Source organism: Enterococcus sp. AMC2644, from assembly GCF_058216475.1.
On the sequence record NZ_CM177095.1, the window covers coordinates 1,618,912 to 1,632,206 of the forward strand.

Consider the following 13,295-nt stretch of genomic DNA (forward strand, 5'->3'; position numbering starts at 1 on the left):
TTTCTTTATTCCCATAACCCGGGAACGGCCATTACATGCATCGTATCTTTAGTAAATGGATGAACCAAAAACATTTCATAAGCATGAAGGAATAAGCGGCTACCTGCTTTTGTTTGATATAAAGGATCGCCAACAATCGGGTGTCCTAAGCTTGCAAGATGAACACGAATTTGATGGGTACGACCAGTATCTAATAGACAGTAAATCTCACTAGTTTTTTGATGGACGGCATGAACTGTCACGTGTGTAATAGCAGTTTTGCCTTTACGTTCATCGATGATTCGCTTACGGCGGTCATGACGATCACGCCCAATTTTTTTCTCAATGGTGCTATCTTTACTTAATTTTCCCCAAACAACTGCCTGATAACGGCGATAAATAGCTTTTTGTTCTAACAAGCGCCCTAAGATGGGCAGAACTAAAGGGTTTTTAGCAAATAAAATTACACCACTGGTTTCCTTATCTAAGCGGTGAACGACGTAAGCTCTTTGGTCTTTTTCAGCAAGATAGGCAGCTAAATCATTTAAAAGTGTGCCTGTTTCATCTGGCTGATTCGGATGAGTTTTTACTCCTGCAGGTTTATTGACTAAAATAATATGTTCATCTTCAAATAAAGGCTGAACAGCTTCTTTATTTCCGAGTTGGATTTCCTGATAATTATAATCCGTCTCTTCTAAGCGTAAGGTGACTACATCGCCTGCTGCTACTTCTTGATGAAACATGGCGATTTCATTATTGAGTAAGACATTTTTACGAATGCGTAAAAAATGACGAACTTTACGAGGAACTAACCATTCCTTCTCAAGTAAATCACGGATTGTCATCGGCTTTTGTGAAGCAGGTAAAGTAATGGAATATTCCACAGCCATCGCTCCTTTCGATTGCCATTATATCATCTTTAACGGTTTTTTAAGAAAAAAACAACGAAAATGTGATATTTCAATGGTAAACTAGGCAAAGTCGAAGTTTATGTTAAAATGACGTAACTTACGTCTCTAGTCGTATTTTCTTATTAGAAAAATATGCTACACTTTGTTAGAGGAGGGGGAAACGATGGATTTTCAGCGCTTTTTAGCTACAATAAAAAAATATTTGGGTATTATAAAAGAATACTTGATTCGTTTTTGGCAATGGATAAAACCCTATCTAATTCAGTTCCATCACTGGCGCAAACGAGTTTGGAAAAAATATCATGTAAATAAGATTATCATTTTATTGGTACTAGTGGGTACCTTAGTTATGAGTATCTACTTATTTTATATTGCAAAAACAACTAAGGTTTCAGAGTTAGAGTCAGGATTACGCGAATCCACGATTATTTATGATAAAGATAATCAAGAAGCAGGACGAATGTCTGCACAAAAAGGAACTTATGTTGATTTAGATCATATATCACCTTATGTCGTAGATGCAGTTATTTCTACTGAGGACCGTAGTTTTTATTCGCATCACGGATTTGATATTAAGGGGATTGGACGCGCAGCGGTTCGAATGGTAATCAATCGTAGCACTAGTGGCGGTGGTGGTAGTACTATCACACAGCAGCTAGCGAAAAATGCGTATCTAACAATCGATCAAACCTTTAATCGAAAAGCTAAAGAAATATTTTTAGCAATTGAAATTGAAAAAAAATATTCTAAAGATGAGATTTTGGCAATGTACCTAAATACGTCTTATTATGGCAATGGTGTTTGGGGCATTCAAGATGCATCCCAAAAATATTTTGGTGTGGATGCGACAGGTTTGACGATTGGTGAGGCAGCAACATTGATTGGTATGCTAAAAGGCCCTTCAATTTACAACCCAATTGATGAACCCGAAGCAGCAATGAATCGTCGTGATACTGTTTTACAATTGATGGTAGAAAACGGCAAGTTAGACCAAAATTCGGCAGATCAAGAAAGTCAGGTGGCAATTACTGATTTACTATATGATGCCTATAATCGGACCGATGCTGGTTATCAATATCCTTATTACTTTGATGCTGTTATCAATGAAGCTGAACGTGAGTATGACATTGATGATGCTGATCTGATGAATCGAGGCTATAAGATTTATACGGCATTAGACCAAAATTATCAAAATGCAATGCAAGATACTTATGCAGAAAATGGCTATTTCCCACCAAATGCTGAAGATGGCACTATGGTTCAATCAGCATCCGTCGCTTTAGACCCTGCGACAGGCGGTGTACGTGGGTTAATTGGTCGTCGGGGGGACTACACGTTTAGAGGGTTCAATTTTGCAACAGATATGAAACGTTCCCCAGGTTCTACGATTAAGCCGCTGAGCGTATATGCTCCAGCATTAGAAGCAGGTTACAAACCTGATAGTATTTTAAAAGATGAGCCACAAAGCTATTATGATGCGAAAAATTACAGCGGGACTTATGAACATGAAATCCCAATGTATCAAGCAGTAGCCCGTAGTTTGAATTTACCAGCGGTTTGGTTATTACATGAAATCGGCTTGGACAAAGGTTATAATAAGGCAAAAGCATTTGGTTTGAACTTGACAGACTCTGATAAGTATTGGGGTGTAGCACTGGGGGGCTTAGAATATGGGGTATCGCCAATGACAATGGCAGGAGCATATGGAGTCTTTGCTAATGGTGGTACGCTGTATACACCACATTTGATTACAAAAATTATTGATTCAACTGGGGCTGTTATTGTTGATAATACGCAGCCTAAAGGAAAAAAAGTAATTTCTCAAGAAACAGCCAATGAAATGACGAGTATGTTATTAGGAACCTTTTCAAATGGTACAGCAATGGAAGCTGCTCCATATAACTATACGGTTGCTGGCAAAACAGGAACAACAGAAACCAATTTCGATGCAACTAAAAATAATGACCAATGGATTGTTGGTTATACACCAGATGTTGTGATCTCAACTTGGTTAGGATTTGAAAAAACAAGTAAAGATCATTATTTAGAGGGGACCAGTGGTGAAACAGTTGGACCAATCTTTAAAGCACAAGCGGATATGATTTTACCTAATACACCAGGAACGAACTTCTCTGTAGCAGATGCTTACTGGACAGAGGGGCAAGTGATGTCACCAGATGAAGTTTCCGAGGATAAAAATACTACTGAGGAAAAACAACCGTGGCAAGAAGATCTCAATAAATTTACCGAAGACGCAAAAGATGGTATGCAAAAATTTGGTGAAAAAGTGAAAGAAGGCGCCAAAGAATTATTCCGTGGTATCCGTGATCGTTTGAGATAAGCATTAGCCACATGAAATAGAACATGTTACAATATGAATAACTTTAAAGAAAAGCGAGGGACAATTATGTCTAACATTTATGATACAGCGAACCAACTAGAACGTGAAATCCGTGAGATGGAGCAATTTCAAGAACTAAGCGAAACTTTTACAAAACTTAAAGCCGATGAAAATGCTTATGGATTGTTCAAACAATTCCAAGAACTCCAAATTTCACTTCAAGAAAAAATGGCTGCTGGTGAAGAAATGACAGATGAAGATGCAGCAAAAGCACAAGCATTAGCTGTAGAAATTCAACAAGAGGCATTAATTGCTGATTTAATGCGTGTTGAACAAGCTTTTAGTACAGTAATTAATGATTTGAATCGCATCATCATGACGCCATTAAGAGAGTTATATCAAGATTAATAAGAAGGAGCAGTACGAATTGACGTACTGCTCCTCTTTATTAATTTTTCTTTTTCCAAAATTGATACCATTTCTTTTTCTTAGCTTCTAAATCAGCTTTTAATTCAGCTAGTTCTTTTTCTAATTGTTCTTTTTCAGAGGTTAAAGCTTCAGCCTTTTTCATTTGTTCTTCTAATTTAGCAACTTGGGCTTCTAGCTCAGAAGAACGTTTATCGTCATCATCAGTGGGTTCTTTAGGTGCTTCTAAAGCAAAGTATTGATGAAGTTCTTTTATTAATTTTTTATCTTCAGCATTCAGTTGTTGCTGTTGATCGATTAATTTTTGTAATTGCTCAATCTGTTCGTCTTTTTTAGCCAATTGCTCGATTAGATAATCGTTAATAGGGCTGCTTACTTCATTTTGTGTAGCTTCTTCATTAATGTCTTCCCCTAATTCATCAATGATTCGTTGAACCCCATTTTCTTTAATATAAATCGTATTGTTTTCTTTATAGTAATGATCTTCAGGTAGTTTTTTATAACGATAGATCACTTTATCACGGGATACACCTAATTCGTTTGCTAATTGAGTAAGTGTTTTGCCGGTTTGTTCTGTCATAATTTCCATTTCTCCTTTACCTAGTGATTACTTAGGTATTAACTAAGTGTTTCAATAGATAGATTTTATCATAAAATCATACAGAATGCTTGAATAATCTTTAATTTTTTGATTTTTCTACGTAAGCGCATCATTTTACCGAGGTAATAACGATGGAACAGTGATTTTTGGTTTTATGCGAACGAATTTTCGCATTTTGCTGACTGGAAACAGAAAAAATGGTAGAATAATAGGAAAAAGAGGAGGATTTTGAAATATGTTGCGATTTATTCATTGTGCAGATTTACATTTTGATCGAACGTTTGAAGGATTGCATTTGCTTACGCATGTCAAAGAGTTGCCTCTTGCAAATAACCAAGTGTTAGAAAAGATTGTTACGCTAGCGTTAGAGGAACAAGTTGATTTTTTGTTATTTGCAGGTGATAGTTTCCATCAAAATCGTCCTAGCCTAAAAACACAACATCAGTTTTTTGAACAAATGAATCGTTTGAAGGAACAAAATATTCCCGTATATATGATTTTTGGCAACCATGATTACTTTGAAAAAGAACGTTATTGGTTTGACTTTCCAGAGAATATTCATCTATTTACAGAAGAAGATGTCCAAACAATTCATGGTGAAAATAAGGCAGGCGAGCGTTATGCGATTAGTGGTTTTAGTTATCAACATCCGTGGATTACTGCTTCCAAAGTGAGTGAATTTCCTAAAAAACAAGCGAAATATCATATTGGAATCTATCATGGTGATAGTAATGGCGAACGATATGCACCTTTTCAGATTCAGGAGATGAAACAAAAAAATTACGATTATTGGGCATTAGGACATATTCACGTACCGACTGTGTTATCAGAAAAACCGCCAATCATTTATCCTGGTACGCCTCAAGGGCATACTCAAAAAGAAAAAGAAACAGGTGTCCAACTGGTGACTTTAGATGATGTAGCCGTACATTATGAAACCAAAGTAGTTGCTGCTGTAACTTGGGAAACATATGAATTGTCGCTAGCAGGAATAAAATCCCGGAAAGATGCTTTACAAGCGATGAAGGCCTTTTTTCAAACATCCCAGCGTCAATTAGTTAAACTTTCGTTGAAAGAAACAGAGCACCTGTCAAAAGATTGGTTAAATAATCGTGAAAAGCCTGAATTAATTGCATATTTAAATGATTATTTGGCAAATAAAAACTTTGAACAAATTGTTTATCAATTAGAAGTGAATGAAGTATCTGAGACTGAGAAACTAATATTGCCTGGTAAAGAAGTGATGGCCCAACTGTTGGCTAGTTATCAAGCAGATGAAGTGTTTGAAACAATCATTGGAGAATTAGCCACACATCCTCTAATCAAACGAACGATTTCATCACAAGTATTGAAAGAAGAAACATTAGCTAAAGTGAAAACAACACTAGAGCAAGCATTTTGTTGGAGTGAGGAAGAATAATGAGGATAACGAAAGCAGAAATTACCGGTTTTGGTCATTATCGTCAACAAACATTTGAATTTTTAAAAGGTAATCAACTGTTCTTTGGGCAAAATGAAGTCGGTAAGTCAACATTGTATCAATTTATTCAAGCGATGTTATTTGGATTTCCTAAAAAGAGCCTACGCAAACGAGACTATACGCCGCAAGATGGTGCCGCTTATGGAGGAAAATTGTGGGTAGAAATTGAACCGTACGGTGAAATAATGATTGAACGTTATCGTCAAGTCAATCGTGGACAAGCCAAAGTATGGATTGGCTCAGAAGAAGGCGATGAAAAGTTATTTCTACAATTGATTGCGCCTCTTAGCCAAGAGGTATTTCAAGAAGTCTTTACGTTTCAACAAGAACAGCTCTCTCAAATTGAGCGTATGCAAGAAAAAGAATTGCACGCGGCGTTAATTTCTTTAGGAATTAGTGGCAGCAAACAACTAATGGAGCAAATCCAAGATTATTCCAAAAATAATCAACAACTTTTCAAGCCTCGTGGACAACGACTACCCTTGAATAAACGTTTAAACGAATGGCAACGATTAAAAGAAACTATTCAACAAAAAGAAGCTCAAGAAAATGATATGAAGCGAGCGTATCAACAAGTATCTGTCTATACAAAACAACAAAAAGAATTACGTCAGCAGTTGCAGCAGTTGCAACAACATCAACAAGAATTGAATCAACAAAAAATAAATTGGTCATTGTATGAAGAATGGCAACAATTACTACGCATGAAAGAAAGTAGTATGAATGAAAAAGAACAAAAGCAATTACGACTTTTTTACCAAGAATACCAACAACTCTCTGAAGAAATTAATAAAAAGCAAGCCGAGTTATCGCGTTTAGAGCAAGGTCAAGAATCAAGTCATTATTTCTTTTACTTAGATAAAGAAAGTAAGATTCAAGAGTTGTTACGACAAAAAGTTCGAATTATTCGAATGATTGATGAGTATGAGCGGGTAGATGAAGAATATGCAAATCTTAATTCTGCATTAACACAGCTTGTGGATCGTTGGGGATGGAAAAAAACCACGGCTCCCTCTGAGTTAGATCAGCAAATTTTTCATTTATTGAACCGCCTAGAGGAATTAGATGAGGCTGTTTCTCAGCATCATTTACGTATTCAGTGGTTAACAGAACAACAACAATCAGTAGAAGTAGAAATTAACAAGATTGAAAGTAAGTACCCTGAGTTGTTAGCAAAAACAACTACACAACGGTATGTTTTACCAGCTGTTGGTGGGGGTCTGTTGTTAATTAGTTTCTTATTGCCAGCACCTTTAAAATATATTGGCTTGTTAGTTGGAAGTGTCGCTTTGTTAATAGGTGGGGGTGTATTTTTTTATAAAAAAATTAATCCTACATCACAAATAAAGCCTCTTTGGCAAGAAAAACTTTTACAATTAGATACCTATGCAGCTGAAATTGCAGCAGAAAATGAGATGTTGGAACAAATACAGCAAGAAAAGCAACAGTTATTGACTTATTTGCAACCGTCTTTTGGTAGTAATACAAACTATCATACGTGGCATCAAGTTTTACAAGAGTATGAGCAAGCTGTTACTAGCTTTCATAACTATACTACTTCGCTAGCAAGAAGTACCGAGCAACGCGAACAATTAGTCAATGAATTAGAAAAAATTGAAGAAGAGTTCCAATTGTTTAGTGAATGGTTACCTTTGGAGAATAAAGATATTCAAGCCAAGTTGACAGTACTAGAAGAATTTTCAGATAAAATGCAAGATATTAAATTAACACGCCTTCAACAACCAAGTACATTAATTGCGCAACAATTAAAACGGAGCAAAGAAGAACAGCATGTCTTATTTGCCAAATATCAGAGTTTACTCGAGAAATTTGGTTTAGAACATCCAACAGAAATACCTTTGTGGATGAAGCAGTGGGAGCAACAGCAAAAGCAGATGGAACGAAAGATAGAGCTCACGAAGCTCTTAACACCTATTTTTCCAAAGAAGATACATTTTGAAGAGTTAACAAAACAATTACAAACTGTTCAGGAAAAACAAGAGAAGGTACAACAAGAAATTTCGCAACTGTTGGAAGAAAAGCAACGTGTACAATTACAAATTGAACAACTACAAATTGATGGCGTCTTAGATGAATTGTATCAAGAGGAAAGCCGTTTGCTTTCAGAAATTCAAGAACTGGCAATTACTTGGAGTACGAATCAAGTGCTAAGTGCGAGCTTAAGTGACTTAGCAACTGAATTATCAGAACAACAATTACCGCAGTTACTTCAACAAGCTTCTCATTATTTTGAGTTGTTAACGAATGGGCGGTATAACAAAGTCTTATTAAGTGAAGGGATCTTACATGTAGCTTCCGATCAAACATTCCTTGATATTTATACACTTTCCACTGGAACCAAAGATCAATTAATTATGGCCGTTCGTTTTGCGTATTTATCTTTACAAGGACAGACAATGGTCAGTCCAGTCATTATTGATGATGGTTGGTTGCATTACGACAGTTTACGTAAAGAACAATTGGCAAAATTATTTGCAGAATTTGGAAAAAAACATCAAGTCATTTGTTTGTCTTCTGATCAAGAAATGGTAAGCTATTATCAAAGATTGCAACAACCAGTAATGGAAATTAAGCAAAGGATGTGAAAAACGCTTGTTTTACCTAGTTAAAACAGAACGTTAACCAAATGAAAAAATTACGAGAATTAGCAGTAGATGAGGAGTTTCAAGCATTTGTGTTAGTTAAAAATGCTGATGTGCGCATTGCGAAGAATGGGAAAAAGTTTATTGCATTTACGTTTCAAGATACTTCAGGTACGCTAGATGGTAAATTTTGGGATGCTTCTGAAGATGAAATCAAACGTTTTGAAGCTGGTCGTGTCGTGTATCTAACTGGTAAAAGAGAAGTATACCAAGGAAATCCTCAAGTGAAAATTTTACAATTGCGTACGGCAAAAGCGGAAGAACCGAATGATCCAAGTTTATACATGGAGCGTGCGCCAATTCAAAAAGAAGCGATGGAAGAAGAGATTAGCCAGATTCTTTTCGAGATTACCAATCCTCATTGGAATCGAATTGTTCGTTTCTTATTAAATCAATATAAAAAAGAATTTTTCGAATACCCAGCAGCTAAAAGAAACCATCATGCGTTTGCAGGAGGACTTGCCTACCATACAACGACTATGCTTCATCTAGGGAAAGCAATTGTTCGAGAATACCCAGAATTAAATGCGTCATTGCTTTACGCAGGTATTATTTTACATGATCTAGGGAAAGTAATTGAGTTAAGTGGTCCAATGTCGACAGAATACACATTGGTAGGGAATTTGGTTGGTCATTTAGTGTTGATTGACGAAGAAATTACCAAAGCTTGTTTGGCGTTAAAAATTGATGAACATGAAGAAGATGTAGTTGTTTTGCGTCACATGGTATTATCACATCATGGGTTATTAGAATATGGTTCTCCCGTTCGTCCACGAATTATGGAAGCAGAAATTTTGCACCAAATTGATAATTTAGATGCAACGATGCAAATGCTTTTAACATCCATTCGCCAAACTGAAGCTGGCGAATATACCGACCGTATTTTTGGCTTGGATAATCGCAGTTTTTATGTACCAAAAAATATTTAATAAAATCCCCGTCACCTGTTTTATTGTGACGGGGATTTATGCTATTTGCTTTCTTCTGTAGAAGCTTTAGTGTCAGATTCTTTTGTATTAGATTCTTTGGTATCTGTATCAGAAGATTTTTTAGTATCTGCTGCATCAATGAAGTTTGTTAAAATATTTGAGAATGCTTCATCTTTGATTTTTACATTCGCTTCAACTAACTCTTCACCAATAACTTTTGTTGTAAATTCGCTATCGTTTAATTTGGTATCAGTTGCGATTTCTTTGATTTTATCTTCAAATTTAGACATGTCATTGCCTTTGGCTTGGTTTTTAACCATTTTTACAACGTAATAACTAGTACCATATGCAGAATTCACTGCGATTGGTTCAGAGATTTCGCCATCTTTTAAATCCCAAGCTGCAGCTTTCACTTCTTCTGGAATAGTAGTAGCTGCGGTTGATGAATCAAATTTAACTTTACCACTATCTTCTTTTGAAGCATCAACTGATTTTTCTTTGGCAACTTTACCAAAGTCCGCATCTTTTTTACTTACTTCTTTTTTCACTTCTTTTGCTTCATCTTCAGATGTCACCGCAATTAATTGCGCTTCAACTTCTGGATGGAAAGAATCCCAAGTAGCTTTTAAGTCGGCATCAGTTAATTTTACATGTGCTTTTAATCCTTCTTTAAAGGCTAAGCTTTCACGAATACTGTTTTCAACATCTTTACGAGACATACCAGAAGCTTTTAGCTGATCTTCGAAAGTATCGCCAAAAACATTTTTGATTTCGTTTTCAACGTCTTTATCTGTGACTTTATCTCCGTATTTCGTTGTGAAAACTTTTGATAAAATCATATCAAAAACAACTTGTTGACTGTTTTGATCTGTTTTAGCTTTTTCATAGAAATCCTCAACGGTTAATTTGCCGCCTTTCATACTTGCGATTTCTGAATTTGTGTTACCTGAGCAAGCAGCTAATGATAAAACGCTTATTGCGCTGAAAACTGCTAAAAGAATTTTTTTCTTCATTTTGTTAAGCACTCCTGTTATTAGATTTCAATATGTTCACAGCAATAACTATACCATACTCCTTTTCAGAAAGGAAAGTGTTGGTAAAATCTTTCGAACAAAATTCATACAAATATCTTTTTTTTTACTTTTTCTTAGACTCATTTTGAACAGGCAGTGAAGCAATATGCTGATTTATTTCTTCAACTTGTTCATTAATTCGCGCCAAACGGGGTTCTGCTTGGAACTTAAAGGCATTCATATCTTTTTGAAGAGATTTCGTAAAGTAAGGAATAGTTTCTTCAACTGTTTGCTGAGTTTGTGCGAGTGCTTGTTGAAAATTTTGTAGACTGTCATTAAATTCTTTGGTCGATTCCGTAACGTCATCAATGTATGTTTCCACCATTTGTTGTGTTTCTTTCCCACTGCGCGGTGCCATTAACAAGCCACTAACCCCACCGACTGTTGCGCCAAATAGTAAACCTTTTATAAAACTCATTTATTTCACCTGCGCTTTGATTTTTTCAGCAATAGCAAGCATCTCTTCTGGTGTGTAATCGTCCATGTGTTTGCCAAAGTGCATAGAAAAATCATCCTCTTTCCCGTAGCGTGGAATTAAATGAACATGTGAATGAAAGACCGTTTGATAAGCAACTTCACGATTATTATTGACAATGTTTAATCCTTGTAGCTCGGGGAAAGATGCTTCAAGTGCGCGAGCAATTTTAGGAATGCGAGTAAAAACATCAGCTGCTAGGTCTTCTTCATATTCAAAAACATCAGAAACATGCTTTTTAGGAATAACTAATGTATGCCCTTTGGTAACTTGAGTAATGTCTAAGAAGGCATAGACTTTATCATCCTCATAGACTTTATAACTAGGAATTTCTTGGTTGATAATTTTACAAAAAATACAGTTTTCCATAAAAAACTTCCTCCTCTTTCTTTTATAGTTACTTTACCATATTCTTGTGATTAGCTGTAATTATTTTCATTTCCGGATAGGACCTTGCTTGTTAAAGCGTTTTATTTCTTCTATACTGTAGAAAGAAATGTTAATTGAAGGAGTTTTCACGATGTATATAGGAATTGATATTGGTGGTACTCAAATTAAATACGGATTAGTAGATGATATGGCCCAAGTATTTGCAAAAGGGATAGTGGATACTCCGAAAGAAAAAGACCTATTTTTAGAACGAGTCACAGCAATTATTACAGACTACCAAAGTAACTATCCAGAAATTGTGGGAGTAGGCATTAGTGCACCGGGTGTGATTCAAAAAGATGGCACGATGACAACAGCTGGTGCAATTCGTTCTTTATACGGAAGTAACTTAAAAACAGAAATTGAAGCGCGTGTGGATTTGCCAGTCGTTATCGAAAATGATGCAAATGCAGTGGCTATTGCTGAAAAATGGGTAGGTAATGCCCAAGATTTAGAAACCTATTTATGTGTCGTATTGGGGACGGGCATCGGTGGAGCAATAGTTATCAACGGAGATATTTTCCGTGGTGCACGCGGTATGGCTGGAGAGTTTGGTTGGTCAATTATTAATGATTTACCAGCTGAGGGGAATATTGAATTTGTTAGTTTAAATCTGCGCGCATCTGTAGTAGGTGGCTTATGTCGTTTATATAATAACGCCTTGAAAGAAAATCAATCAAAGACGCCGCCAACTTGGGATGCACGTGAAATTTTTAAACGTTACGACGAGAATGAAGCCATTGCGCATCAAGTAGTTGCTTGTTTTTATCAAGATTTAGCTATTGGTTTAATGAATTTAATTAGTCAATTTGATCCTGAAGCGATTTTAATTGGTGGCGGGATTAGTGCTAATGAGCAATTTATTACTGGACTTCAAGAAACGATGGAGATGATTGAAAGCCGTCATGAAAGTATTAATTTTATTAAACAGTATGGCTGGACACCAATTTTACCAACTAAACTAAAAAATGATGCAGGAATTATCGGTGCAGTTTATCCACTACACAAAAACAAGCAGTGAGAAATGACTGTTGAAAAGTTCTGAAAATATCTAGAGTTTTGGTTGCGTGAATGTTTTTTTAAAAGTACAATGATTTGAGAAGAAACAAGGAGGCCGGAAAAAGATGGCAGGTTTTAATTTAGGCACCACTACTGCATTAGCAACAGTAGCTATTCGTGTTAAAAATCGTGATAAGATGATTGGTTTTTATCGTGATTTAATTGGGTTTGTCTTAAAAGGGGAAGAGAATGCCTTAGCAATTATGGGGACGCTGGAAGATAAAAGTGAAAATCTATGGTTAGAAGAGAGTCCACGTGCACAAGATTACTTTGGTGCGATAAAAAAATTACAATATATGACTTTACGAGTTGGTGATGTAGCAGAATTAAGTGAGATGTATGCTCGGCTAAAAAAAGCAGAATATCCATTTACTATTTCGCTTAATTCGACAGAAATAAGCATTCAATTAACCGATCCAGAAGAAAATCAACTAAAAATTTATACCCAAACTGATAAGGCGCTAGCTGAAACAGAATTATTAGATAGAAGCACAGGAAAACATGCGCATTTATCTGCAGATACCTATTTTGAACATATTCACTTAAATGTGGTGAATGTTACTGAAGAAGCAGCCTTTTTACATGAAATTTTAGGATTTGAAAACAAAGATCAAGGGTATCACTTAGATAATCAGCACTTTCATATAGGTTTAAACAAAGCAGAAAGTGAAGCAATTGCAGTGGAGAGTCATGAAATTTTAGGTCTAGAATTTTTAAAATTTTTTATTAGCGAAGAAAATATTTTGGCTTTAGAAAAACATTTAAACGATTTGAAAAAAGAATTTTTTATTGATAAAAAGAAATCAATTTTAACTATCTATGATGCAGTTGGCATTGAATGGTGGTTTGTGCGTCATTAGAAAAAAAGTCATAAGTTGTTGCGAAGAGCAGTCACTTATGACTTTGTTTTTGCGCTTTTAGAAAGGAGC

11 protein-coding genes and 1 pseudogene are annotated in these 13,295 nt (G+C 35.8%); 7 read left to right on the forward strand and 5 right to left on the reverse strand.

Annotation, left to right across the window (positions count from 1 at the left end):
• Positions 1-5: 5 nt before the first annotated feature.
• Positions 6-863, reverse strand: a complete 858-nt coding sequence (locus AC4BC5_RS07885; protein ID WP_490497524.1) for an RluA family pseudouridine synthase — start codon at positions 861-863, stop codon at positions 6-8.
• Positions 864-1,053: 190 nt separating this feature from the next.
• On the opposite strand from AC4BC5_RS07885, the gene AC4BC5_RS07890 reads away from it, so the two are divergent.
• Positions 1,054-3,231, forward strand: a complete 2,178-nt coding sequence (locus AC4BC5_RS07890) for a PBP1A family penicillin-binding protein (protein ID WP_490494895.1) — start codon at positions 1,054-1,056, stop codon at positions 3,229-3,231.
• A gap of 66 nt (positions 3,232-3,297) precedes the next feature.
• On the forward strand, positions 3,298-3,639 hold the full coding sequence (locus tag AC4BC5_RS07895; protein ID WP_490494896.1) for a YlbF/YmcA family competence regulator: 342 nt from the start codon (positions 3,298-3,300) through the stop codon (positions 3,637-3,639).
• 40 nt (positions 3,640-3,679) lie between these two features.
• Here AC4BC5_RS07895 and AC4BC5_RS07900 read toward each other — a convergent pair whose 3' ends face one another.
• Positions 3,680-4,237, reverse strand: coding sequence for a hypothetical protein (locus AC4BC5_RS07900; RefSeq protein WP_490494897.1), 558 nt, complete (start codon positions 4,235-4,237; stop codon positions 3,680-3,682).
• A 256-nt stretch (positions 4,238-4,493) separates the two neighbouring features.
• Here AC4BC5_RS07900 and AC4BC5_RS07905 point away from each other — a divergent pair, with 256 nt between their 5' ends.
• From AC4BC5_RS07905 to AC4BC5_RS07915, 3 genes are read left to right on the forward strand one after another with little or no spacing between them, the layout of a single operon-like run.
• Positions 4,494-5,678 (forward strand): metallophosphoesterase family protein, encoded by a 1,185-nt coding sequence (locus tag AC4BC5_RS07905; protein ID WP_490494898.1) that lies wholly within the window; start codon positions 4,494-4,496, stop codon positions 5,676-5,678.
• A complete protein-coding gene (locus AC4BC5_RS07910; RefSeq protein WP_490494899.1) occupies positions 5,678-8,344 on the forward strand; it encodes an ATP-binding protein in 2,667 nt (888 codons plus the stop codon). The genes AC4BC5_RS07905 and AC4BC5_RS07910 overlap by 1 nt, the downstream gene beginning before the upstream one ends.
• A 41-nt stretch (positions 8,345-8,385) precedes the next feature.
• Positions 8,386-9,330, forward strand: a complete 945-nt coding sequence (locus AC4BC5_RS07915; protein ID WP_490494900.1) for a 3'-5' exoribonuclease YhaM family protein — start codon at positions 8,386-8,388, stop codon at positions 9,328-9,330.
• Between the two features lie 41 nt (positions 9,331-9,371).
• On the opposite strand, the gene AC4BC5_RS07920 is transcribed toward AC4BC5_RS07915, so the two are convergent.
• From AC4BC5_RS07920 to AC4BC5_RS07930, 3 genes and pseudogenes are all read right to left on the reverse strand, one after another.
• Positions 9,372-10,343 (reverse strand): peptidylprolyl isomerase, encoded by a 972-nt coding sequence (locus AC4BC5_RS07920; RefSeq protein ID WP_490494901.1) that lies wholly within the window; start codon positions 10,341-10,343, stop codon positions 9,372-9,374.
• Positions 10,344-10,467: 124 nt separating this feature from the next.
• Positions 10,468-10,821, reverse strand: coding sequence for a YtxH domain-containing protein (locus AC4BC5_RS07925; protein WP_490494902.1), 354 nt, complete (start codon positions 10,819-10,821; stop codon positions 10,468-10,470).
• Positions 10,822-11,259, reverse strand: a pseudogene (locus AC4BC5_RS07930) (HIT family protein); the annotation flags it as partial.
• A 139-nt stretch (positions 11,260-11,398) separates the two neighbouring features.
• Here AC4BC5_RS07930 and AC4BC5_RS07935 point away from each other — a divergent pair.
• Both AC4BC5_RS07935 and AC4BC5_RS07940 read left to right on the forward strand, forming a co-directional pair.
• Positions 11,399-12,328, forward strand: a complete 930-nt coding sequence (locus AC4BC5_RS07935) for an ROK family protein (protein ID WP_490494903.1) — start codon at positions 11,399-11,401, stop codon at positions 12,326-12,328.
• Positions 12,329-12,431: 103 nt separating this feature from the next.
• Positions 12,432-13,226 (forward strand): CppA C-terminal domain-containing protein, encoded by a 795-nt coding sequence (locus AC4BC5_RS07940; RefSeq protein WP_490494904.1) that lies wholly within the window; start codon positions 12,432-12,434, stop codon positions 13,224-13,226.
• The last annotated feature ends 69 nt before the right edge of the window (positions 13,227-13,295 follow it).